Raw genomic sequence first — 22,034 nt, 5'->3', positions numbered from 1 at the left:
ACGCTCCGAATGCGCCATCGGTGGTTCCTCCGACTACCAGGGACGCGGGCTGCCGCAGGTGTAGCCGGGGCCGTTGATGAAGCGAGACGCTGCGCGGCCGTTGGCATCCGCGGCGGCAGTCTGCCGCACGCTCAGCGGGATCCACCACTGGGATTGATCCGCCACGTCGCAGAGGAACTCCACCTGCACCTGGTTGGGTGAGTGGAACCGGCTGGCGGTGCCATTGTTCTCCCACATGGCTCCAAAGACATACTTGGAGATGCCGTGGAAGTAGAAGTAGTCGCAGCCGTTGACGGTGCACGCGCCCTGCGGACCGGGCCGGTGGCCGCCGGTGTTGCCGTTGTCGAAGCTGTACTTGTCGAAGTTGGCGTGCCAGCCCTCGTGCATGTAGTCACCCGCGCGCGAGCCCGGGTTGGAGTTGCTGACGGTGGGGTTGTAGAGCGGGCACGCGGTCTCCACGCGGTCCGTGTCCCACGGCCAGAAGCGCGGGGTGAAGGTCCCGAAGACGTCCGTGCGGTCGGTGATGCTGTGGTAGAGGCTGTCGTGGAAGTTGCTGCTGCGCGCCTCCGCCGTGGCCCGGTAGTCCTCGGTGCCGTGGAAGGACTGGTCCCAGTTGTCCAGCATGCCGTACGTCAGCAGGTAGGACGCGTTCCAGTGCTTGGGGAACTCCAGGTTGACGTTGCAGGCGTCATTCCAGCCGCGGTTGCTCCAGTCCCCGGAGCGCAGGCCGTAGGCCTGGTACTGCCAGAGGAAGAAGTCCTGCCAGCAGCCGTGGGTGTTCCAGAGGTCCCGGTCCGCCTGGCTCGCGGCCGTCTGGGTGCAGACGGCGCCGGCTTCGGTGGCCAGGCCGAAGGCCAGGACGGACGACATCAGGGCAATGCCTTGCTTGAGATTCATGGGCGTTCTCGCTCCTCAGGTCGTGAGGGAAGGTCAGAACTTCGGAGGGGTCACGTCGAAGGTGTTGGGCTTCTCCTCGGGCGGGCGCGGGTCCTTCCGCACGGGATTGGGCGCCTGCACTTCGGGGTGGGCCTTCAGGTAGGCGGTGAGCTTGCGGTTGAACGACTCCGCGCCTTCACCGCTGACGCGCCGGACGCGGTCCAGGAACAGGCGCTCCTCCTTGCGGACGAACGGCTCCAGTGCCTTGCGGGCCTCCAGCGAGTCTCCGCGGTTCCAGAGGTACGCGCTGATGGCCTCCGCGCGGACGATGACGGAGGGGTGGTTGCCGGCCTGGTACGCCACCTCGCGGTCGAACTCCGGGTCGCGCAGGTACGCGACGCCCGCGATGGCCTTCGCCTGCAGGCGGGCCTGCTGCGCCTCTTCCTGGAGCTCGCCCTCGATGACGGTGCCCTTCGTGGGCAGGGGCATGCGGACGAACTCGGCGAGGAACTTCGCGCCGTCGTAGGTGCGCATCTCTCCCAGCAGGCCCAGGCCGACGAGCGCGCGGCTGGTGTCCCCGGACTTGTGGGCTTCGAGGATGGCCTCGGTGAACGCCTGGACGAGCTCCGGCTTCTTCGCGGCGGAGGCCAGTACGCGGCGCGCGTCGTTCTGTTCTTCGACGACGGACTCCCCGGCCCAGGTGATGAAGGCATTGACGCTCTTGTAAGCATCCGCCGCATCCAGCTTCGGAGGCGAGTGCAGGGGCCGGCCGGCGATGACGCGGCTGGGAGGAATGCTCGACCCGTGTTCCGAACCGGGCTGGTCCGCGCCGAACGCCACGGAGCCGGACATCAGCCCCAGGGTCACGACAACGGTGCCCGTGCGCGAGATGACGCGCCATTTGTTGCGCTGCATGGTGTTGCCTCCATTCACAGAAGTGAAGGAAGTGCCCGCCGAGGGGCTCCCCCTGCCACGACGCGCCGGTACCGCCGCGACCCGTGGATGGAGTGACTCACTTCAACAGCCGTACCAACGCGAAGCCAGTGGGGCAGGGGACGTCACGCCGGAGGGCACTTTCCCCTCGGAGATAGGGGGTGTGGAGGACTGAAGTGCCCTGGGTCCGGCGTCTCCCAGTTGTTGCTTCTGGAGCGAAAGCTTGTGTTGCCTGCGTTGTCTGGCAGGCACACGTGACAAATTACTGCCTCATGTCGTCCGCATCATCACTCGTCACGACAGCGGTTGCATCCTCTCCGCAGTCGGAATCATCCAGCACTCGCGCCATACGCGACTCGCCGGCGAGCGATTCAACCCGAGGGGCAAGCGTCTCCCCGGATGCTGCCGCCTGGAGTTCCTCTCTCAGCAGCAGACCGCTCATGGCGCGCTCGTTGATCAGCTCCCGCACGATCCTTCCCACCTCATAGGGGACATCACCACGCGCCTTGTTGTTGGGGTGATGGTAGAATCCCGCGACATGCAGCCACTCATGAATGAAATGGCTTGCCAGGCTCGCGACGTCATCAGTCTTGATGCAATCGTTGATGAACCAGTAGGCCGTGCGAAAAGGCAGCTTTCCTGGAGTCGTCGCTCCGAGAACTCCTACCTTGATGCGATCGAGTTGGATTTTCAGGTCGATTTCAGAGTCGCTTGGAGTCGCGCGTTCGGCCCCCGAAACGACGTACGAATGGACTTTGTCCGCAGGCACCGACAATGTTCGGCCGTCAGCGTCCCTGAATCGAGTTTCTTTGTATTTCGCCTTTGCCACACGTGCGCTGAACTCGGGGTGGTTGAGCGCCTCCTCCAATGACACGCACGCGCGCTGTGCTATGGATTTCTGCTTTGGGCCGGCATCCATCAATTCGTGAAGCGTCACCTTGACTGTCATGGTCCCCTCGCCGCAATTGATTCGGATTGCCATTCCAGGGTCGCACACCAGACAGCAGCCCGACAAGCGTCAGAGCCCAGCGCCTTTCGCCGCCGCCACAAGGGCCTTGACCTGGGGCGAATGCGCTGTGGCTCCCACCGCTGGTCCATTTCCGGCCCCTTCCGACCCTCCAGCACAAAGTCCATCCCATCGATGGGTGGCTGGCGCGCGGCGCGCTGCTGGTGGCGCTGGCCTTTCCGGTGATCTCCCTGGCGACGGGCGTCTTCGCCAACCCGTGGCCATCTATAAGCGCGACCAGGGGTCCACGGCGGGACTCTTCAATCCGAAGGTGTATGTCGTGGCGTTGGTGGGGGGCCCAGGGGCGCCGTCGTCCTGTCCGACAGCGACGACCGGGAGGAGGCCCTGGAATTGGCCCAGGCGCTCTCCGGGTTCCTCGGGTTGGGCCTCAGTGTGGAGGGCGGTCAGAGCCGTTCCGTGACCGCGCGGCTGGAGGAATCGCCGCTCACGGACGAACGCCTCCCGAACCTGCCTCATGGCAGCGGGATCCAGTTCAAGCAGGACGCCCGGGGGCTGACGCTGGAACTGCCGCCGTGCGGATGGCGGCTCGAATACGCGGCGCAGGCAGCCTTCGCCGTCCTCATCGCGGTGGGCGCGCCGCTCTTCTTGCTGAAGCAGTTGAATCAGAAGCTCGGCCTGCAATCCGCTGCTTCGACGGTGCCAATCCTCGTGAGCGCCTGGGCCAATTCCAGGGCCTCCTCCCGGGGCATCGAGGTGACGCGGCACGGCCCCTGGCGAGCCCGGAAGGTCCAGCGGTTCCCAAAGTCACGCATCCAGGACATCGACGTGCGCGACGCGCGCACGAGAGTCTCTCGGGGCCGGGGCATCGTCATCGAGCACGACCAGGGCAGCGAGCTGCTGGGGATGGATTTGTCGCAAGCGGAGCTCGGATGGGCAGAGGCTGCACTGCGCCGCGCACTGGCGACCTGTTCTCAGCCGGCCCGAAGCGAAGTCGCCTGAGCCCTCCCCGCAGGGCCACCGTGCGTCCACTGTCCCCGGGCTCAAGGCCACCCGGGTTGAAGCGCGCTTCCCCCTGCGCTACACCGCTCCGCAGTCGCTAGGGGTGCCTCCGGAAGGGGGCTGAGACGAACGCGTGGCCGCGTCCGATCCCTTTGAACCTGAACCGGTTAGTACCGGCGGAGGGAAGCGGTGTGGGTGCTCCAGGCCCGTCCCGACTCCCGTCCGTTCTCACGAGGGAGCCGTCCGATGAGTGGAGCGTCCAAGAGCCTGAAGGTCGATGGGAAGGTGCTGGAGGGAATCAGCCGCGGCCCGCTTCCCGCCTCGCAGAAGGTCTATGTGCCCGGGTCCCTGCACCCCGACCTCCGCGTCCCCCTGCGCGAGATCGCCCAGACGCCCACGCGTCACCATGGCCACTCCGGCCCGGAGACGCCCAATCCTCCCGTCTACGTCTACGACTCCAGCGGCCCCTACACCGACTCCACCGCCGACATCGACCTGCGCCGCGGTCTGCCCGCCGTCCGTGAGAACTGGATCCGCGCCCGCAACGACACCGACGAGCTGTCCGGCATCACCTCCGAATACGGCCGTGCTCGCGAAGCCGACCCGCGCCTCAATGGCCTGCGCTTCAGCCACATCCGCAAGCCGCGCGTCGCCAAAGCCGGCGCCAACGTCAGCCAGATGCACTACGCCCGCAAGGGCATCATCACCCCGGAGATGGAATACGTCGCTGTACGCGAGAACCAGAAGCTCGACGCTTCACTCGCCGCCCAGCACGCGGGCCACTCCTGGGGCGCCGCGATTCCGCGCGTGATTACGCCGGAGTTCGTGCGCGATGAGATTGCCCGGGGCCGCGCCATCATCCCCGCCAACATCAACCACCCGGAAGTGGAGCCGATGATCATCGGCCGCAACTTCCTGGTGAAGATCAACGCCAACATCGGCAACTCCGCCGTCACGTCCTCCATCGAGGAGGAGGTGGAGAAGATGGTCTGGTCCATCCGCTGGGGCGCGGACACCGTCATGGACCTGTCCACCGGCCGCAACATCCACGAGACGCGCGAGTGGATCCTCCGCAACGCGCCCGTGCCCATCGGCACCGTGCCCATCTACCAGGCGCTGGAGAAGGTGAACGGCAAGGCGGAGGAGCTCACCTGGGCCATCTTCCGCGACACCCTCATCGAGCAGGCCGAGCAGGGCGTGGACTACTTCACCATCCACGCCGGCGTGCGCCTCCAGTACGTCCCGCTCACCGCGAAGCGCCTCACCGGCATCGTCAGCCGAGGCGGCTCCATCCTCGCCAAGTGGTGCCTCGCCCACCACCAGGAGAACTTCCTCTACACGCACTTCGAGGAGATCTGCGAGATCATGAAGGCGTATGACGTCAGCTTCAGCCTGGGTGACGGCCTGCGCCCCGGCTCCATCGCGGACGCCAACGACGCCGCGCAGTTCGGCGAGCTGGAGACGCTGGGCGAGCTGACCAAGGTCGCCTGGAAGCACGATGTGCAGGTGATGATCGAAGGCCCTGGCCACGTCCCCATGCACCTCATCCAGGAGAACATGACGAAGCAGCTCGCCGTGTGCCACGAGGCGCCGTTCTACACGCTGGGGCCCCTCACCACGGACATCGCGCCGGGCTACGACCACTTCACCAGCGGCATTGGCGCGGCGATGATCGGCTGGTTCGGCACGGCGATGCTCTGCTACGTGACGCCCAAGGAGCACCTGGGCCTGCCCGACCGTGACGACGTGAAGGAAGGCGTCATCACGTACAAGATCGCCGCCCACGCCGCGGACCTCGCCAAGGGCCACCCGGGCGCGCAGGCCCGCGACAACGCCCTGTCCAAGGCGCGCTTCGAGTTCCGCTGGGAGGATCAGTTCAACCTGTCCCTGGACCCCGAGCGCGCCCGCGCCTTCCACGACGAGACGCTCCCCGCGGAAGGCGCCAAGGTCGCGCACTTCTGCTCCATGTGCGGCCCGCACTTCTGCTCCATGAAGATCACCCAGGACGTGCGCGACTACGCGGACAAGGTCGGCGTCAACGAAGGCCAGGCCCTGGAGCAGGGGATGAAGGACAAGAGCGAGGAATTCAAGAAGTCAGGCCACGAGCTGTACCGCTGAGAGCCGGCCGGCGGACGGGGGCCCCCTGGTATGGCCCCTGTCCACTGGATGACAGGCACCGACACGGCATGCCATGTTGCGCCATCCGGGCGCACCCGTTGCGCCCATTCAGATTTGGGAGGGCGTTTCATGGAGCCAGGGCAGCGCGAGGATCAGCAGTTCGGCACGTTCATCACCGGTTCGCCGTCGGCGACGCAGGATGAGAAGACGATGGGGATGTTGGCCCATCTGGGCTCCATCGCCGGCCTGGTGGTGGGCGCGGGTTTCCTGGGCTGGGCGGTGCCGCTGTTCCTGATGCTGGCGAAGGGGAAGGAGTCGTCCTTCATCCGCGGCAACGCGGTGGAGTCGCTCAACTTCCAGATCACCACGCTCATCGCGATGGTCATCTCCGGCGTGCTGATGTGCGTGGGCGTGGGCTTCATCCTGGCGCCCATCGTCGCGCTGGCGTCGCTGGTGTTCAGCGTCATCGGCGGCCTCAAGGCGAACGAGGGCCAGCTCTACCGCTACCCCGTGAACCTGCGGCTGGTGAAGTAGCCCTCAGCCGCCAATGCCCATCATGGGCAGGAGCGTGGCGCCGTTTCCGGCTTCCGTGAAGCGGTGCCCCTCCGGCTTCTCCCCCAGCGCGCGGCGCACGGCCACGGCCAGCTCAGCGTCCGTCGCGCCACCCCGGATGAGCTGATGCAGCGGGGCCTGCGCCCGGCCGCCCAGGCAGCTGCGCAGGTCGCCGTTGGACGCCACCCGCACCCGGTTGCAGCCGCCGCAGAAGTTCTGCGTCAGCGGGGAGATGAACCCCACGCGCCCACCCTCCGTGCGCCAGTAGCGCGCGGGGCCGGACGTGGGGGACGCGGCGTCCTCGGACGGCTCCTCGGTGAGGACGCGGCCCGAGGCCGCCAGGCGCTCCAGCAGCTCCGCCGTGGGCACCGGCGTGCCCTGCCCGAAGGGCATCAGTTCGATGAAGCGCGGGGTGATGCCGCGCGCGTGCGCGTACGTCACCAGCTCCGGCACCTCCGCGTCGTTGAGGCCGCGCATCACCACGACGTTGAGCTTCAGTGACTGGAAGCCCGCGCCCGCAGCGGCGTCGATGCCGCGCAGCACCGCCTCGAAGTCTCCCTGCTTGGAGATGCGCCGGAACACCTCCGCGGACAGCGTGTCCAGGCTCAGGTTGAGCTGGGTGACGCCCGCGTCGCGCAGCGGCACGGCCAGGGACTCCAGCCGGCTGGCGTTGGTGGTGATGGCCAGGTGCTCCACCCCGGACACCGCGGCGATGCGCCGGGCAATCTCCAGGATGTCCGGCCGGGCGAGCGGCTCGCCGCCCGTCAGGCGCACGCGGCGGATGCCCATGCGCGCGAAGACGGAGACGATGCGCTCGAACTCGCCCGCGTCCAGCAGGTCCTTCTTCCCACCCCACGACGCGGGCGAGCAGTAGGTGCAGCGGAAGTTGCAGCGGTCCGTGACGCTTAGCCGCAGGTACGTCATGCGCCGCCCCTGTGCGTCACACAGCGGCGGGGCGAGCGGATCAGGAGCGGGCAGGGGGGCGGTCATCGCGGGGCCTTCCGCCTTCATGGATAGCAACCCCGGCGCGGAAAGCCACCGCTTCCCGAGGGCGGGGTCAGCCCTCGGTGCCGGACGCGGAGCGGATGACGGCGGGCGGCGCGCCAATGGGCGTGGCGGTGCTGCCCACGGGCGGGGAGTCCGGCTCGTCGTCCAGGTCGGTGAGCCGCGCCAGCTCGGCCTCGGACTCGGCGGCGTCCGCGGCGGCCTGCATCGGGTTGAGCTTCTTCTCCGCCATCTCCTTCTTGATGCGGATGAGGCCCTCCTCGCCGATGTCCAGGAACGCCTTCACGACGTCCGGGTCGAACTGCGTGTTGGCGCAGCGCTTGATCTCCTGGATGGCGTTGGCGAACGTCGTGCCCTTGCGGTACGGCCGGTCGCTCGTCATCGCGTCCAGCGTGTCCGCCACCGCGAAGATGCGCGCGCCGATGTGGATCTCGTTGCGCTGGAGGTTGCGGGGGTAGCCCGCGCCGTCGTAGCGCTCCTGGTGCGACAGGACGATGTCCGCCGGAGTGGAGAGGAAGGGGATGTTCTGGATCATCTGGAAGCCGATCTCCGGATGACGCCGCATCTCCAGCCACTCGTCGGGGGTGAGCTTGCCGGGCTTGAGCAGCACCGCGTCCGGCACGCCGATCTTCCCGATGTCGTGCAGGAGCGCCCCTCGGCCGATCTCCTCCATCTCCTTGCCGCGGATGCCCATGCGGCTGGCGATGGCGCTCGTGTAGCTGACCACGCGCTGGGAGTGGTCGCTCGTCTCGTGCTCGCGCGCGTCCAGGGCCGCCACCAGCGCCAGCAGCGTGTTCTGGTACGTGTTGGCGATGTTGTGCAGCGCGCTGCGCAGCTCGGCGGTGCGGTCGCGCACCTTGCCCTCGAGCTTCTTCTGGTAGCGCTTGCGCGCCATCTCGATGCGGCGCTTGGCGAGCGCACGCTCGATGGCCCGGATCAGGTCGGTGAGCTTGGGTGGCTTGAGCAGGTAGTCCACGGCGCCCCGGCGCAGACAGTCCACGGCGGACTCGGTGTCGCCGTAGCCGGTGAGCATGATGACGGACGTGTCCGGCAGCCGCTCGCGCAGGTTCTCCAGGAGCCACAGCCCGTCGCGGCCCGGCATCTTCATGTCGCTGATGACGAGCGGCGTCTCTTCTTCACCCGCCACGTCGAGGGCCATCTCGGCGCCGTTTGCCACGACGCAGTTGTAGCCCTCCTCACGGAGGAGCACGGAGATGACGTCGCGGACGGAATCGTCATCGTCGACGATCAGGATTCTGGGCGGTGCGGGGGGGATGGCTTCCACGGCGGAAGATTCTAGAGGTTTCCAGGGATTAAAGGCGAACGAGTGCGAGAAATCATCACCCCCTCGCCTCCCTGCCATCCAGGGTGGGGTGCGAGCCCTGGCGCCCAGGTGAACGTCTCCAGTCCCAGGTGAATTCCCCGCCGTCCTGAGTAGGGCGGGCAGGCGCCCTGCGTCATCCGCGCGCCACCGTCCCGCGGTCGTAGCGGAAGGGGGTGAGGTCCACCGAGGGCTTCTCCCCCAGCACGGCCTGGGCGACGAGCTTCGCGGTGATGGGGGCCAGGAGGATGCCGTTTCGGAAGTGGCCCGTGGCCAGGAACAGGCCGGGCGTGGGGCCTTGGCCGATGTATGGAAGCGCGTCCTGCGTCCAGGGGCGGAAGCCGGCCCACATCTCCGAGACGGGAGCGCTGCCCAGGTCCGGGCAGAGCTCCAGCGCCATGTCGAGGATCCGCGCCAGGCCCGCCGCGGTCACCTGCTTGTCGAAGCCCACGTGCTCCATGGTGCTGCCGGCGATGATCCGCCCGTCCGCGCGCGGCACCAGGTAGCCCTTCGCGGACGTCACCACGCGCTCCAGCAGCGGCAGCCGCGTCTGGAGTTGCACCATCTGTCCGCGCGCCGGGCGCACCGCCTGCGCCGACACGCCCGCACCCTGGACCAGGGACGACCATGAGCCCGCGGCCAGCACCACGGCATCCGCGCGCAGCACCTCGCCGTCCAGGTCCACGCCCACCGCGCGGCCGTGCTCGTGCACCACGCCGCGCACGTAGCCGCTCCGGAACACCGCACCCACGCGCGCGGCGGCCATGGTGAGCGCGCGCACGAGGAGCCGGTTGTCCACCTGGTGATCATCCGGGAAGTGCGCGGCGCCCACGGCGGTGGGGGCCAGGTGCGGCTCCAGCTCGCGCGCGGCCTTGCCGTCGAGCAGCTCGGCGCGCAACCCCATGCCGTGCTGCCAGCCCACGGTGGACTCCACGTGGTGGAGGTCCGCTTCGTCGAACGCGACGCGCAACAGGCCGCACGGCCGGTACGCGATGTCCACGCCGGAGAGTTCCCGCAGCTCGGCGGCGAAGCTTCCATAGAGGGCGCGGCTTCGCAGGCACAGCTCGAAGAAGGGGCCCGGTCCGTCGGCCTCCCACTGCGGCGCGAGGATGCCGCCCGCGGCGCTGGAGGCTTCGGCGCCGGGGATGGAGCGCTCCAGCACCGTCACGCGCGCACCGGCCTGACGGAGTTTCAGCGCGATGCCACAGCCCATCACGCCACCGCCCACCACGAGGACGTCGGAGGTTGCCATGCGCCGCTTGTGCTCAAGCGAGCACGGGTTTGCAAGCGTCAAGACAGGCGATGACCCGGGGTGACTTGACGTCATGGCCTCCGGTCGTTAACCCTAGGGCCGTGCGTTCCACGTCCCTGCATCACCACCATGCGCATCATCGGCCGGCCCATGACGGGACCGTTCGCCGCGCGCATGCCTGGGTGACGCACTAGAACGCACCCACTTCCGGCAGATGCCCGCAGTGACCGAAGGCCCGTCCCCCCAGGACGGGCCTTTTTTCGTTTCCGCCACCGCAGTCCCCCGAGCCCACCCATGTTGAAGATTGCCCTGCCCAACAAAGGACGTCTGTCCGAGGAAGTGCGCGAGCTGTTCAACGACGCGGGCCTGGAGGTGCGCGCCCGGGGCGAGCGGGCGCTCACCGCGTCCCTGGGCGGCGAGTTCGAGGCCATCTTCGTCCGCGCCCAGGACATCCCGGAGTTCGTCGCGGACGGCGCCGCGCAGGCGGGCGTCACCGGCTGGGACCTGGTGAACGAGGCCGGCCGCGAGCTGGAGCCGCTGATGGACCTGGAGTTCGGCCGCTGCCGGCTGGTGGTGGCCGCGCGCGACGAGAGCGGCATTGCTCGTGCGGAGGACGTGAAGGACGGGATGCGGGTGGCCTCCTGCTTCCCCCGGCTGACGCAGGCCTTCTTCCAGCAGCGGGGCCAGAAGGTGACGGTGGTGCCGGTGAGCGGCGCGGCGGAGATCGCCCCGCACCTGGGCATCGCGGACATCGTGGTGGACCTCACGTCCACGGGCTCCACGCTGAAGATGAACGGCCTGCGGGAAGTGGCCACGGTGCTGGAGTCGAGCGCCCGGCTGGTGGCGTATCCGCGCAACGGCTCGGACGCCCGGCGCGCGCTGGAGGAGCTGACGCAGGCGCTGGGGTCGGTGCTGGCGGCGCGCGGCCAGCGCTACCTGATGGCCAATGTTCCGAAGACGTCCCTGGAAAAGGTGCGCGAGGTGCTGCCCGGGCTCAACGGCCCCACGGTGGTGGATGTGATGAACGGGGGCCACTTCGTCGCGGTGCACGCGGTGGTCTCGACGCGGACCCTCTACCGCACGGTCAACGCGCTGAAGGCGCTGGGCGGCCAGGGCATCCTCGTCACGCGCATCGAGAGGTTGATGGCATGAGCGCCTCCATCCTCAAGTACCAGGGAGCGTTGTCCGCGCTGGAGCCCGACGCGCGGCGGAAGCTGCTGGCTCGCACGGGGGAGTCGGATGCCCTCGTGGCCTCCCGCGTTCAGGCACTCATCGCCCGCGTGCGCACGGAAGGGGACCGGGCCCTCTTCGACTTCGCTCGGGAGTTCGACCGTGTGGAGTTGAAGGCCCTGGAGGTGCCTCGTGAACGGTGGAATGCGGCGCTGGAGTCGATTCCGTCCGAGGTCCGTGAGGCGCTGACGCGAGCGGCGCGCAACATCGCCCGGGCGCATGAGGCGCAGCGGCCTCAGGCCATCGAAGTGGAGACGGAGCCCGGCGTTGTCGTGGGCCGCCGGCCGGATCCGCTGGGCCGCGTCGGGGTGTACGCCCCTGGCGGCCGGGCGGTGTACCCCAGCAGCGTGCTCATGGGCGTGGTCCCCGCGAAGGTGGCGGGCGTGGGCGAGGTCATCGTCTGCTCTCCGCCCGGGCCGGACGGTCTGCCGAGCGCGGGCGTGCTCGCGGCGGCGGCGTTGGCGGGCGCGGACAGGGTGTTCGCATTGGGCGGCGCTGGGGCCGTGGCCGCACTGGCTTACGGCACGCAGAGCGTTCCGCGGGTGGACCGCATCGTTGGACCGGGCAACGCGTATGTGGCCGCGGCGAAGCTCCAGGTCGTGGACGCGGTGGCCATCGACGCTCCCGCGGGCCCGAGCGAAATCCTGGTGGTCGCCGACGCGAGCGCTCGACCGGAAGCCGTGGCTCGCGAGCTGCTGGCCCAGGCGGAGCACGACCCCGAGGCCTGCTGCGTGGCGCTGGTGGTGGGCGCTTCGCTGGCGGAGGCGGTGCGGAGCGCGGTGGAGCAGCAGGCCCGCGTCGCACGGCGCGGAGACATCGTCCTGTCAGCGCTGGGGAGCCGGGGCGCGGTGTTGCGCATCGACTCACTGGAGGAGGCGTGGCCCTTCGTCGCGGACTTCGCGCCGGAGCACCTGCTGCTCGCGACGTCGAAGCCCTCGGAGGACCTGGCGCGCGTCCGCAACGCGGGCACGGTGTTCCTGGGGCAGTGCGCGTCGGTGGCCTTCGGCGACTACCTCACGGGCGCCAACCACGTGCTGCCCACGGCGGGACTGGCCCGGGCGTACTCGGGGCTGAGCGTGCTGGACTTCTACCGGTGGACCACGTGGCAACGCGTGACGCCTGAAGCGGCGGCGGCGATGGCTCAGGACGTGGGAACGCTGGCGGACAGCGAGGGGCTCTTCGCCCACGCGGCCGCGGCGCGGGCCTGGAGGGTGCCGTGATTCCGTTCCGCGACACGTACCGGGACATCCCCCTGTACTCCCCGGCGAAGAAGCCGTGCCGGGTGGACCTGAGTGACAACACCAACCTCTTCGGCGCGCCACCTTCGGCGGATCGCGTGCTGCGCGAGGAGGGCTTCCTGCGGCTGGCCCGGTATCCCGCCGGCTATGCGCCGGACCTGAAGCGCGCTGTGGCCCGCTACGCGGACGTCGCGGTGGAGAACGTGACGACGGGGTGTGGCTCCGACGACGTCATCGACTGCGCGCTGCGGGCCTTCCTGGAGCCCGGGGACGTGGTGGCCTTTCCGGATCCCACGTTCGTGATGGTGCCCCTGTTCGCCCGCTTGAGCGCGCTCAAGCCGGTGCCGGTGCCGCTGCGGGCGGGTTCGGACCTGGACCTGGACCTGGACGTGGAGGGGCTGCTCGCCACGGGGGCGAAGCTCATCTACGTGTGCACGCCGAACAACCCCACTGGCACGGTGGCCTCGCGCGCGGCGGTGGAGCGGCTGGTGGACCGGGCCCCGGGCGTGGTGCTCATTGATCAGGCCTACGTGGAGTTCGCGCGGGGCGGGGACTTCCTCGACCTGGCGCGGACGCGGCCCAACGTGCTGGTGACGCGCACGATGTCCAAGGCGTTCGGACTCGCGGGCCTGCGGGTGGGCTGGGGCGTCGGCTCTCCGTCGCTGGTCGCGGAGGTGGAGAAGGCCCGCGGGCCCTACAAGCACACGACGCTGGGAGAGGCCGTGGCGGTGTCCGCGCTCACGGAGGACGTCGCGTGGATGGAGGCCTGCGCGGCGGAGGCGGTGGAGAACCGCGAGCGGCTGCGCGGCGGCCTGAAGGCGCTGGGCCTGGAGCCGCTGCCCTCGGAAGGGAACTTCCTCCTCGTGCCCGTGCCGGAGGCCCGGCGGGTAGGGGAGTCACTGCGGGAGCGCAACGTGAACGTGCGGGTATTCGAAGGGCTCACGGGCGTGGGCGATGCGCTGCGCATCGGCTGCGGTCCCTGGCCGATGATGGCGTCGGCGCTGAAGGCCTTGAAGGAGGTGCTGTGATGCGGGTGACCCTGTTCGACTATGGCGCGGGCAACCTGCACTCGCTGATCAAGGCGCTGGCCACCACGCCCGGCGCGGACGTGCGCGTGCAGGAGGATCCGCTGCGCGCGCTGGACACCGACGTCCTGGTGCTGCCCGGCGTGGGCGCGTTCGGTTCCGCGGCGGCGCGGCTGGCTCCGGGACGCGAGGCGATGCGGAAGGCGCTCGACGCGGGCCTGCCTTGCCTGGGCATCTGCCTGGGCATGCAGCTCCTCTTCGAGGAGAGCGACGAAGGGGCAGGGCAGGGACTCGGTTACTTCCCGGGCCGGGTGACCCGGTTGGCCGCGCGGCAGGTCCCTCAGATTGGATGGAACGATGTAGAGGAAGACCGGGCGCTGAAGTCCGCGGGGTCGGCCACCGTGTACTACGCGCACAGCTTCGTGTGCCGCGCCGTGGAGTCGCGCGAGGTGGTGGGCTGGACGACCCACGAGGGCGACCGGTTCCCCGCGTCCGTCCGGCGCGGCAACGTGCTGGGCGTGCAGTTCCACCCGGAGAAGTCCTCCCACGCGGGCGTGCGCTTCGTGCAGGCGTTCCTCCAGGAGGTGGCCTCATGATCGCCATCCCGGCCATCGACCTGCGGGAGGGCGCATGCGTGCAGCTCGTAGGCGGTTCCTACGAGGCGGAGCGCGTGCGCGTGAATGATCCGCTGGACGCCTTGAAGCAGTGGCTCGCGCTGGGCTTCCGCACGTTCCACGTCGTGGACCTGGACGCGGCGCTGGGCAAGGGCTCCAACGCGGACGTGGTGGCCCGGCTGGTGTCGCATGCCCCGGGCCTCACGTTCACGGTCGGCGGCGGTGTTCGCGAGGTCTCGCGCGTGGAGGCGGTGCTCGCGGGCGGCGCGTCCTCGGTCGTCGTGGGGACCCGCGCCATCGAGGACCTGGCCTGGCTCACCGAGGTCGCGGAGCGCTTCCCCGGCCGTGTCGTGGTCGCCGCGGACGTGAAGGGCCGCGAGGTCGTGACGCGGGGCTGGACGGCTGGCAGCGCGCGGGACATCCGCGACGTGCTGTCCGCGCTGGAGCCGCTGCCGCTGGGCGGGCTGCTCGTCACGGCGGTGCACAAGGAAGGGCAATTGGGTGGCGTGGACCTTCCCCTGATGGAGGAGGTGGCCCGTTCGAGCCGGCACCGGCTCCATGCCTCTGGAGGAGTGACGACGCTGGAAGACCTGCGTGCGCTGGCGAAGGTGGGCGCGCACGGGGCGGTGGTGGGCATGGCGCTTTACACAGGACGGCTGGATGCGCGCGCGGTCGCGCGGGAGTTCACACAATGAGCACGGTCACCACGGTCGTCCGCGAAACGAAGGAGACCCAGGTCACGGTGGAGCTGGCGCGCGGTTCAGGCGTGGCCCGCGTGGACACGGGCCTCAAGTTCTTCGACCACATGCTCGCCACCTTCGCGCGCTACGCGGGGCTGGACCTGACCCTGCGCGCTCGGGGCGACCTGCGCCACCACCTGATGGAGGACGTGGCCATCACCCTGGGCACCGCCGTCCAGCGCGTCATCCCCGCCACCGCGGCGCGCTACGGCGAACGCACCCTGCCCATGGATGACGCCCTGGTGCAGGCGTGCCTGGACGCGGGCGGGCGCTTCTACTACCGGGGCCCGCTGAAGAACCGGCTGTACGAGCACTGGATGCGCTCCTTCTGCGAACACTCGCGCATCACGCTCCACCTGCGCGTGCTTCGTGGGAAGGACAGCCACCACCTCACCGAGGCGGCCTTCAAGGCGCTGGGGCTCGCGCTGCGCGACGCGATGGTGGACTCCGGCGTCGTCTTCAGCATGAAGGGCAGCGTCTCCCTGGAGGTGAAGTGATGCTCCGCCGACGGATCATCGTCTGCCTGGACGTGAAGGGCGGGCGCGTGGTGAAGGGCGTCCAGTTCGAGGGCCTGCGCGACGTGGGCGACCCGGTGGAACTGGCGCGCCGCTATGAAGAGGCGGGCGCGGACGAGGTCACCTTCCTGGACATCTCCGCGAGCGCCGAGGAGCGGCAGACCTTGTGGGACCTGGTCCAGCGCACGGCCGAGCACCTCTTCATCCCGCTCACGGTGGGCGGAGGCGTGCGCACCGTGGACGACGTGGGCCGCGCGCTGCGGGCCGGCGCGGACAAGGTGAGCATCAACTCCGCGGCGGTGGCCACGCCCGAGCTGCTCACCGGCTGCGCGGAGCGCTTCGGTGCCCAGTGCGTCGTCGCCAGCATCGACGCGAAGCGGGAGGGAGACCGCTACCGCGTCTACACGCACGGCGGCCGGCGGCCCACCGGCCTGGACGCCGTGGCCTGGGCGAAGGAGTGCGTCCGGCGCGGCGCGGGCGAGGTGCTGCTCACCAGCATCGACCGGGACGGCGCGCGCACGGGCTATGACCTGGACCTGACGCGCGCGGTGGCGGAGGCCGTGGACGTGCCCGTCATCGCGTCCGGAGGCGCGGGCCGCGCGGAGCACGTGCGCGATGCCCTGACGCTGGGCGCGGCGGATGCGGCCCTGGTGGCGGGCATCCTCCACGACGGCCTCACCACCGTCAGCGCCTTGAAGTCCCTGCTGCAAGACAACGGCATCGCCATCCGGAGCACGACATGAACGCGGACCCGCGAGACTTGATGGAGGCCGCCGCCGACGTGGCGCGCAAGGCCGGTGACGTGGCGTTGGACTTCTTCCGGCGCGGCATCGCCGTGGACACCAAGAGCGACGGAACCCCCGTGACGGTGGCGGACCGCACCGCTGAATGGACCGCCCGCGAGTGGCTGGAGGCGCGCTTCCCCGAGGACGGCATCCTCGGCGAGGAGTTCGGCGAGTCGCGGCCGGGCGCGAAGCGCCGGTGGATCCTGGATCCCATCGACGGCACGAAGACGTTCATCCGGGGCGTGCCGCTGTGGGGCACGCTGGTCGCGGTGGCGGAAGGGGAGACCATCCTCGCGGGCGCGGCCTACTTCCCGGCGGTGAACGAGCTGGTCGTCGCGTCCCCGGGCCTGGGCTGTTTCTGGAATGGATCCGCAGCGCGCGTGTCGGAGCAGGACTCGCTGGCCCAGGCCGTGGTGCTCGTCACCGACGAGCGCTTCCTCCAGAACCCCGCGAAGGGCGCGGCCTGGCGGGAGCTGTCCCAGCAGGCGTCCCTCTCCCGCACGTGGGGGGACTGCTACGGCTACCTCCTCGTCGCCACCGGCCGCGCGGAGGTCATGGTGGATGAAGGCCTGTCGCCCTGGGATGCGGCGGCCCTGCAGCCCATCATCGAGGAGGCCGGCGGCGTGTTCACCGACTGGAAGGGCACGCGCACGGCGTTCGGCGGTGACGGCATCGCCACCAACGCGGCGCTGGCGAAGCGCGTACGCGAAGTCCTTCGCACGGGAGTCCCGTCATGACGCTGGACCTCTCCAAGCTGGACTTCGACAAGGGCCAGGGACTGGTGACCGTGGTGACGCAGGACGCGAGCACCGGCGACGTCCTGATGGTGGCGCACGCCGACCGCGAGGCCCTGGAGCGCACGCTCGCCACGGGCGAGATGCACTACCGCTCCCGCACGCGCGGCCTCTGGCACAAGGGCGCCACCAGCGGGAACACCCAGCAGGTCGTCTCCCTCTCCGCGGATTGCGACGGCGACGCGGTGCTCGCGCGCGTGCGCAAGGCCGGCCCCGCGTGCCACACCGGCGAGGAGACCTGCTTCGGCGAGGGCCGCTGGGACGCGCTCGCGCACCTGGACGCGACGCTCGCCGCCCGCGCGTCAGCGCCTGCGCCCGAGGGCGCGAAGCCCAGCTACACCCGGCGCCTCCTGGAGGACCGGAACCTGCGCCTGAAGAAGCTGGGGGAGGAGGCCGCGGAGCTCGTCACCGCCTGCGCGGACGCGGATGCGCACCGGGCCGCCGAGGAAGCAGCCGACGTGCTCTACCATGTGCTCGTCGCGGTGCGTCCCCTGGGCCTGTCGCTGGACGACGTGAAGGCCGTGCTGGCCGCCCGTGCACGTCCGAAATCGCCCTGAACTCCCCGGATTGACCGGCGTGTCGGTTGCGACCCAGGCGGAGTTGTTCAGTCGCACTGCATCCTCACAGCGTGGCTGGCACACAGGCGCCCCAAAGGTGCAGGCGTGTGTCCGCTACTCTTCAACCGCCTCTGCGATCCTGGTACAGATTCCGGCCTGCAACGCGGGCCGTGCCCGACGAAGCGGCCCCGTCGTCATCAGCGTTCGCATCCCGGAGGCTTCGTGTCTGCCACGTACCAATCCGAACTCATCGACCGCGTCCTGTTCTCGCGCTGGCACAACCCGCCGACGAAGGACGACGTCCAGGCCATCATGGCGCAGATGGAGGAGGCGACGCAGCGGCTGGGGCAGAACGTTCTCTACATCGCGTCCATCAGCCCCAAGGCGAAGGTTCCCGACGCGACCGAGCGCGCGCACCTGAACCAGATGGTGGCCGAGGGCCGCCGCTACTGTGAGCAGTCCTGGCTCGTCTACGAGGGCACGGACCTGCAGCACAACCTCCAGCGAGTCATCATCTCGGGCGTGCTCATCCTCACGCGCACGTTCGACAACTACCTGTCGGTCGCCAAGTCGGCGGACGCCATCGTCAAGGACGTCTCCACCGCGCTGAAGAAGGACGCGTCCTCCATCTTCCGCCAGGCGCGCGACCGCGGCCTCATCGCCTGAAGACCCACGCGGGCGACGTCGGAGTCCCCTCCGACGCCGCGTGCGTCATGGCGCCCGAGCCTACCGGGCGCCGATGATCTCCAGTTCCTTCAGCTCCACGCCCGGCCGCTCCGGAAGGACGCTCACTGCGTCCACGTCGAGCAGGGGGACGGCGGGCTTGCAGATCTCCCACCTGCCCGTGCCGTGAAAGCGGCAGACGGTGGGGTCCACGAAGAAGCCCGTGCCCTCCGGCCCCGCATGCCCCACGCCGTCCGGCGCGCGGACGTGTGCCCGCAGCGAGCCCGGTCCCGTGGCCCGCACCTGGAACGACACGACGTGCTTCAACGACGGCGCGTACCCCAGCCGCAGCGCGCCGTCCTTGCCCGAGCCCGCCATGGGCAGCTTCACTCCGGACAGCTCGTCCCGGTCGAACGCGCGGAACGCGTCCCCGGGCCCTGTGTGCTGATCCGGTTCGACGGGCTTCGTCTCCACCACGCCTTCTCGATTGAGCGTCGCCAGCAGGGGGGCGCGTGAGGCCTGTTGCACCGCCGCGGCGTTCAGGAGCGGCGCGGGCAGCTGCCCCGTCTTCACGCACGTGGGCGCCAGCGCCTCCGTGAGCGCCAGCAGCTGCGGCTCCAGGTCCGAGCCCGTCACGGCCGCGGGGCCCACGGCCTGGCGCACGAGCTCCTGGCAGGCCGTGCCCAGGGCGGGCCCCGCGTGCTCCAGGTTCCAGGTCGCCTCCTGCAGGGCCGGGTTGCCTCGTTGCGCGGCTTCCTGCAGCGCGTGCGCCACGGCCCGGCCGCAGGGATTGTCAGCCGGCGCACAGCGCTCGCACAGGGTGGCGAGCAGCTCCCGGGGCAGCCCGTCCTTCGCGGTGACGGGCGCGCGGGAGGCCAGGGCAGGGCCCCTGGCGCAGGCGGCGGCCGGAGGGGTGGGGCAGTCGCCGAGCTGGCGGCGCGCATCGCTCCAGGCGGTCCCGGCATCCGTCCCGGTGCCACCGTCGGACTGGAGGAGGTCTCCCAGGACGGCGTCCAGGCCCCGGCACGCGGCGGGGCCCAGGTCGGGCGGGGTGATCCTCACCGGGGCCGCGCCCGGCGCCTTCCCGGGGGCCGGAGCGGGCGGGGTTTGATGCGACACGTAATAGAGGCGCGCGAACGCCAGCAGCGCTACTAGCATCAAGAGAAGCGTGTGGAGCGGGAAGCGACGCACGAGCAAACTCCTTGATTCCAACCGGGACCGGGGGTTATCAGCGCCCGCGAGTTCCATCCGCAAAAATGACCGGAGGCGTGTGTGGCTGAGACTTTCGACGTGGTGATCATCGGCTCGGGTCCTGGCGGTTACGTGGGCGCCATCCGCGCGGCCCAGCTCGGGCTGAAGACGGCCATCATCGAGAAGGACAAGCGCCTGGGTGGCACGTGTCTGCACCGCGGCTGCATCCCCACCAAGTCGCTGCTGTGGACGGCGTCCCTCTTCCACCACATCAAGGAGTCGTCCGACTTCGGCATCGACGTGGCGAACCCCACCGTGAACTGGGCCAACGCCCAGAAGCACAAGGACAAGGTCGTCACCAAGGGTGCCAACGGCATCGACTTCCTGATGAAGAAGAACAAGATCACCGTGGTGAAGGGCCACGGCCGCATTGCCGGCAAGGGCAAGGTGGAGGTCACGGCGGAGGACGGCTCCAAGCAGACGCTGGAGACGAAGAACATCATCGTCGCCACGGGCTCCGTGCCCAAGTCCCTGCCGAACGTGGCGGTGGACCACAAGCGGGTGATGAACAGTGACTCCATCCTGGGCATCGACCGCATCCCCAAGAGCATCATCGTCCTGGGCGCGGGCGCGGTGGGCTGCGAGTTCGCCTCCGTGTTCAACCACGTGGGCAGCAAGACGGCCATCGTGGAGTACATGCCCGCGCTGCTCCCCATCGAGGACGCGGACGTCTCCAAGGAGCTGGACAAGATCTTCCGCCGCCGCGGCATCGACGTGCACACGGGCGCCAAGGTGGAGAAGGTGGAGCACACGGCGGACGGCGTGCGCGTCACCATGACGGTGGGCAGCGAGACGAAGACGCTGGAGGCTGAAATCCTCCTGTCGGCGGTGGGCCGCTCGCCCGTCACCGAGGACGTGGGCCTCAACAAGACGGCCGTCCAGGTGGACCGCGGCTTCATCAAGGTCGACACGCTGTGCCGCACCAGCGAGCCCAACGTCTACGCCATTGGCGACGTCATCCCCACGCCGATGCTGGCGCACATGGCCAGCGCGGAGTGCGTGATGGTGGTGGAGCACATCGCGGGGAAGAACCCGCAGCCCATCAACTACGACCTGACCCCGTCCGCCACGTACTGCTACCCGGAGGTCGCGTCCGTGGGCCTCACGGAGAAGAAGGCCAAGGAGCGCGGCTACGACGTGAAGGTGGGCATCGCCCCCTTCGGCGCCGTGACCAAGTCGGCCATCTCCAACGAGTCGATCGGCATGATCAAGATCGTCTCCGACCGGAAGTACGACGAGGTGCTGGGCATCCACATCATCGGGCCGCACGCCACGGAGCTGCTCGCCGAGGCCTGCGTCGCGATGAAGCTGGAGATCACCACCGAGGAGCTGGCCCACACCATCCACGCGCACCCGACGCTCTCGGAAATCATGCACGAGGGCGCCGAGGCCACGTTGGGTCACCCGCTGCACTTCTAGCGGGCACGGCGGCCCGGCCTCTGCTGGCCGGGCCCGCCGTAGAGCGCCTGGAGTGAGGCCGCCAGCGCGGCCAGCCGTTGGCGCAGCGGTTCCGGGGCGAGCACCTCCACGCCCGCCCCGATTTCGCACAGCTGGGAGACCGCGATGGCCTCCCGCTCGAAGTCCAGCGTCACCTTCCGCTTCCCACCGCGTGCCGCGGGCGCCCTGTCCAGGCGCTCACCGTCGGCCGGGGGACGCAGCTTCCTGAGCGCCGCTTCGCCTTCCTGGGTGCAGGAGAGGGTGACGTCGTAGCGGGGGCGCTCCACGGCGAACTTCGCGCACCAGTCCTTCCAGAACGCGGGCAGGTCGAAGCCGTGGGGGCGGGTGAAGCCCTGGGGGCTCAGGCGCACGTCGCCAATGCGCCCGCCCCGGAAGACGCGGGGGCCCTTGTCCGTCCCGGCGACGAGGTACCAGCGGTCCGCCTTGATGACGAGCCCGTAGGCGTCCACCGTCCGGCGGGAGCGGGCGCCGTCGAAGTCCTGGTAGCTCAGGGACACGCGGCGGTCCTGCCATGCGGCGTCGCGCAGCTTGCCCAGGTGCGGCAGGGGCTCGCGGCCGGTGAACCAGCCGGAGGCGTCCACGTGGAGCCGCTGGCGCGCGTGCTCCAACGCGGGCTGCTGGAGCGCGGGGAGGGCCGCGGCCAGCTTCACCAGGCCCGTGCGCAGCGGCGTGGACAGGCCCAGGTCGTCCAGGGCTCCGGGGGCTCCCACCGTGGCCAGGGCCTGGAGCTCCGGGCGGGTGAGGCCGGTCAGCTGCGTGCGCCAGCCCTCCATCAGCGCCACGCCGCCCGTCGCTCCGCGTGTGGCGTACACGGGGACGCCCGCGGTGGAGAGCGCGTCCAGGTCCCGGTGCACGGTGCGGCTGGAGACCTGGAGCTCGCGCGCCAGCTCGCCCACGGTGCTGCGGGGCCGGGCCTGGAGGCGCATCAACAGGTGGACGAGGCGATCCGCGCGCATGGGCCCTCCGGCCGTGGGGAGACGTGCAGCCTGGCTTTGGAATCATGACAGGGGTTGTCAGGATTGGGCGTGCAAGGTGGCGCGTGAAAGGGGAGCACGAACATGAAGCCACTCGAGGGACAGGTTGCCCTGGTCGCGGGAGCGACGCGGGGCGCGGGCCGGGGAATCGCGACGATGCTGGGGGC

22 protein-coding genes and 1 riboswitch are annotated in these 22,034 nt (G+C 69.8%); of the genes, 14 read left to right on the top strand and 8 right to left on the bottom strand.

Annotated features, from left to right (window positions below; genetic code table 11):
• Positions 1-33 precede the first annotated feature (33 nt).
• The 3 genes from D7W81_RS01870 to D7W81_RS41800 all read right to left on the bottom strand — a co-directional run bounded on the left by D7W81_RS01870 (position 34) and on the right by D7W81_RS41800 (position 2,758).
• Entirely contained in the window at positions 34-897 is an 864-nt protein-coding gene (locus tag D7W81_RS01870; protein WP_120553575.1) for a hypothetical protein, read from the bottom strand.
• A 33-nt stretch (positions 898-930) separates the two neighbouring features.
• Entirely contained in the window at positions 931-1,791 is an 861-nt protein-coding gene (locus D7W81_RS01865; protein ID WP_120553574.1) for a hypothetical protein, read from the bottom strand.
• Between the two features lie 280 nt (positions 1,792-2,071).
• Positions 2,072-2,758 (bottom strand): hypothetical protein, encoded by a 687-nt coding sequence (locus D7W81_RS41800; RefSeq protein WP_158621393.1) that lies wholly within the window; start codon positions 2,756-2,758, stop codon positions 2,072-2,074.
• Positions 2,759-3,166: 408 nt separating this feature from the next.
• Between D7W81_RS41800 and D7W81_RS01855 the strand changes: the two genes are divergently transcribed.
• From D7W81_RS01855 to D7W81_RS01845, 3 genes are all read left to right on the top strand, one after another.
• Complete coding sequence (locus tag D7W81_RS01855) at positions 3,167-3,775, top strand: hypothetical protein (protein ID WP_120553572.1); 609 nt, start codon at positions 3,167-3,169, stop codon at positions 3,773-3,775.
• Between the two features lie 89 nt (positions 3,776-3,864).
• A riboswitch (TPP riboswitch) is annotated at positions 3,865-3,977 on the top strand.
• A gap of 44 nt (positions 3,978-4,021) precedes the next feature.
• The gene (gene thiC / locus D7W81_RS01850; protein WP_120553571.1) at positions 4,022-5,893 is read left to right on the top strand and encodes a phosphomethylpyrimidine synthase ThiC; all 1,872 of its coding nucleotides are present in this window, start codon (positions 4,022-4,024) and stop codon (positions 5,891-5,893) included.
• 129 nt (positions 5,894-6,022) lie between these two features.
• Positions 6,023-6,427, top strand: a complete 405-nt coding sequence (locus D7W81_RS01845) for a DUF4870 domain-containing protein (protein ID WP_120553570.1) — start codon at positions 6,023-6,025, stop codon at positions 6,425-6,427.
• A gap of 3 nt (positions 6,428-6,430) precedes the next feature.
• On the opposite strand, the gene moaA is transcribed toward D7W81_RS01845, so the two are convergent.
• The 3 genes from moaA to thiO all read right to left on the bottom strand — a co-directional run bounded on the left by moaA (position 6,431) and on the right by thiO (position 10,023).
• Positions 6,431-7,435: a GTP 3',8-cyclase MoaA gene (gene moaA / locus D7W81_RS01840; protein ID WP_120553609.1), complete on the bottom strand. Its 1,005-nt coding sequence runs from the start codon at positions 7,433-7,435 to the stop codon at positions 6,431-6,433.
• A gap of 67 nt (positions 7,436-7,502) precedes the next feature.
• Positions 7,503-8,735, bottom strand: coding sequence for an HD-GYP domain-containing protein (locus tag D7W81_RS01835; RefSeq protein ID WP_120553569.1), 1,233 nt, complete (start codon positions 8,733-8,735; stop codon positions 7,503-7,505).
• Positions 8,736-8,907: 172 nt separating this feature from the next.
• Positions 8,908-10,023, bottom strand: a complete 1,116-nt coding sequence (gene thiO / locus D7W81_RS01830) for a glycine oxidase ThiO (protein WP_120553568.1) — start codon at positions 10,021-10,023, stop codon at positions 8,908-8,910.
• A gap of 294 nt (positions 10,024-10,317) precedes the next feature.
• Between thiO and hisG the strand changes: the two genes are divergently transcribed.
• The 10 genes from hisG (at position 10,318) to D7W81_RS01780 (ending at position 18,187) form a co-directional block, all read left to right on the top strand.
• Positions 10,318-11,175 carry an ATP phosphoribosyltransferase gene (gene hisG, locus D7W81_RS01825; RefSeq protein WP_120553567.1) on the top strand — a complete coding sequence of 286 codons (858 nt, stop codon included), beginning with the start codon at positions 10,318-10,320 and terminating at the stop codon, positions 11,173-11,175.
• Entirely contained in the window at positions 11,172-12,473 is a 1,302-nt protein-coding gene (hisD, locus tag D7W81_RS01820) for a histidinol dehydrogenase (RefSeq protein ID WP_120553566.1), read from the top strand. The genes hisG and hisD overlap by 4 nt, the downstream gene beginning before the upstream one ends.
• Positions 12,470-13,519, top strand: a complete 1,050-nt coding sequence (locus D7W81_RS01815) for a pyridoxal phosphate-dependent aminotransferase (protein ID WP_120553565.1) — start codon at positions 12,470-12,472, stop codon at positions 13,517-13,519. Before hisD ends, D7W81_RS01815 begins: the two co-directional genes overlap by 4 nt.
• Positions 13,519-14,112 (top strand): imidazole glycerol phosphate synthase subunit HisH, encoded by a 594-nt coding sequence (gene hisH, locus D7W81_RS01810; RefSeq protein ID WP_120553564.1) that lies wholly within the window; start codon positions 13,519-13,521, stop codon positions 14,110-14,112. Before D7W81_RS01815 ends, hisH begins: the two co-directional genes overlap by 1 nt.
• On the top strand, positions 14,109-14,825 hold the full coding sequence (locus D7W81_RS01805; RefSeq protein WP_120553563.1) for a 1-(5-phosphoribosyl)-5-[(5-phosphoribosylamino)methylideneamino]imidazole-4-carboxamide isomerase: 717 nt from the start codon (positions 14,109-14,111) through the stop codon (positions 14,823-14,825). The genes hisH and D7W81_RS01805 overlap by 4 nt, the downstream gene beginning before the upstream one ends.
• On the top strand, positions 14,822-15,367 hold the full coding sequence (locus D7W81_RS01800; protein ID WP_120523712.1) for an imidazoleglycerol-phosphate dehydratase: 546 nt from the start codon (positions 14,822-14,824) through the stop codon (positions 15,365-15,367). The genes D7W81_RS01805 and D7W81_RS01800 overlap by 4 nt, the downstream gene beginning before the upstream one ends.
• On the top strand, positions 15,367-16,128 hold the full coding sequence (gene hisF, locus D7W81_RS01795) for an imidazole glycerol phosphate synthase subunit HisF (RefSeq protein WP_120553562.1): 762 nt from the start codon (positions 15,367-15,369) through the stop codon (positions 16,126-16,128). Before D7W81_RS01800 ends, hisF begins: the two co-directional genes overlap by 1 nt.
• Positions 16,125-16,907 carry a histidinol-phosphatase gene (hisN, locus tag D7W81_RS01790; protein WP_120553561.1) on the top strand — a complete coding sequence of 261 codons (783 nt, stop codon included), beginning with the start codon at positions 16,125-16,127 and terminating at the stop codon, positions 16,905-16,907. Before hisF ends, hisN begins: the two co-directional genes overlap by 4 nt.
• A complete protein-coding gene (hisIE, locus tag D7W81_RS01785; protein ID WP_120553560.1) occupies positions 16,904-17,521 on the top strand; it encodes a bifunctional phosphoribosyl-AMP cyclohydrolase/phosphoribosyl-ATP diphosphatase HisIE in 618 nt (205 codons plus the stop codon). The genes hisN and hisIE overlap by 4 nt, the downstream gene beginning before the upstream one ends.
• Positions 17,522-17,743: 222 nt before the next feature.
• The gene (locus D7W81_RS01780) at positions 17,744-18,187 is read left to right on the top strand and encodes a DofB protein (RefSeq protein WP_120523716.1); all 444 of its coding nucleotides are present in this window, start codon (positions 17,744-17,746) and stop codon (positions 18,185-18,187) included.
• A 60-nt stretch (positions 18,188-18,247) separates the two neighbouring features.
• On the opposite strand, the gene D7W81_RS01775 is transcribed toward D7W81_RS01780, so the two are convergent.
• Positions 18,248-19,375 carry a hypothetical protein gene (locus D7W81_RS01775; protein WP_244226915.1) on the bottom strand — a complete coding sequence of 376 codons (1,128 nt, stop codon included), beginning with the start codon at positions 19,373-19,375 and terminating at the stop codon, positions 18,248-18,250.
• A gap of 81 nt (positions 19,376-19,456) precedes the next feature.
• Here D7W81_RS01775 and lpdA point away from each other — a divergent pair, with 81 nt between their 5' ends.
• Entirely contained in the window at positions 19,457-20,854 is a 1,398-nt protein-coding gene (lpdA, locus tag D7W81_RS01770) for a dihydrolipoyl dehydrogenase (protein ID WP_120553558.1), read from the top strand.
• Here the strand turns inward: lpdA and D7W81_RS01765 are convergent.
• Positions 20,851-21,849, bottom strand: a complete 999-nt coding sequence (locus D7W81_RS01765; protein WP_120553557.1) for a helix-turn-helix transcriptional regulator — start codon at positions 21,847-21,849, stop codon at positions 20,851-20,853. The two genes, lpdA and D7W81_RS01765, sit on opposite strands and share 4 nt — an antisense overlap.
• Positions 21,850-22,034 lie beyond the last annotated feature (185 nt).

Source organism: Corallococcus aberystwythensis (genome assembly GCF_003612165.1).
Taxonomy (GTDB): domain Bacteria; phylum Myxococcota; class Myxococcia; order Myxococcales; family Myxococcaceae; genus Corallococcus; species Corallococcus aberystwythensis.
The sequence above is the reverse complement of the archived record's forward strand: the minus strand, read 5'-3'. Positions and strand labels throughout refer to the sequence as shown.

Excerpts from the sequence above, each read along its gene's own strand:
- D7W81_RS41800 (WP_158621393.1), bottom strand. The coding sequence starts at position 2,758 with ATGACAGTCAAGGTGACGCTTCACGAATTGATGGATGCCGGCCCAAAG.
- hisH (WP_120553564.1), top strand. The coding sequence starts at position 13,519 with ATGCGGGTGACCCTGTTCGACTATGGCGCGGGCAACCTGCACTCGCTG.
- D7W81_RS01870 (WP_120553575.1), bottom strand. The coding sequence starts at position 897 with ATGAATCTCAAGCAAGGCATTGCCCTGATGTCGTCCGTCCTGGCCTTC.
- hisG (WP_120553567.1), top strand. The coding sequence starts at position 10,318 with ATGTTGAAGATTGCCCTGCCCAACAAAGGACGTCTGTCCGAGGAAGTG.
- D7W81_RS01765 (WP_120553557.1), bottom strand. The coding sequence starts at position 21,849 with ATGCGCGCGGATCGCCTCGTCCACCTGTTGATGCGCCTCCAGGCCCGG.
- hisN (WP_120553561.1), top strand. The coding sequence starts at position 16,125 with ATGAACGCGGACCCGCGAGACTTGATGGAGGCCGCCGCCGACGTGGCG.
- D7W81_RS01845 (WP_120553570.1), top strand. The coding sequence starts at position 6,023 with ATGGAGCCAGGGCAGCGCGAGGATCAGCAGTTCGGCACGTTCATCACC.
- hisIE (WP_120553560.1), top strand. The coding sequence starts at position 16,904 with ATGACGCTGGACCTCTCCAAGCTGGACTTCGACAAGGGCCAGGGACTG.
- thiO (WP_120553568.1), bottom strand. The coding sequence starts at position 10,023 with ATGGCAACCTCCGACGTCCTCGTGGTGGGCGGTGGCGTGATGGGCTGT.
- hisD (WP_120553566.1), top strand. The coding sequence starts at position 11,172 with ATGAGCGCCTCCATCCTCAAGTACCAGGGAGCGTTGTCCGCGCTGGAG.
- hisF (WP_120553562.1), top strand. The coding sequence starts at position 15,367 with ATGCTCCGCCGACGGATCATCGTCTGCCTGGACGTGAAGGGCGGGCGC.
- thiC (WP_120553571.1), top strand. The coding sequence starts at position 4,022 with ATGAGTGGAGCGTCCAAGAGCCTGAAGGTCGATGGGAAGGTGCTGGAG.
- D7W81_RS01865 (WP_120553574.1), bottom strand. The coding sequence starts at position 1,791 with ATGCAGCGCAACAAATGGCGCGTCATCTCGCGCACGGGCACCGTTGTC.
- moaA (WP_120553609.1), bottom strand. The coding sequence starts at position 7,435 with ATGACCGCCCCCCTGCCCGCTCCTGATCCGCTCGCCCCGCCGCTGTGT.
- D7W81_RS01805 (WP_120553563.1), top strand. The coding sequence starts at position 14,109 with ATGATCGCCATCCCGGCCATCGACCTGCGGGAGGGCGCATGCGTGCAG.
- D7W81_RS01800 (WP_120523712.1), top strand. The coding sequence starts at position 14,822 with ATGAGCACGGTCACCACGGTCGTCCGCGAAACGAAGGAGACCCAGGTC.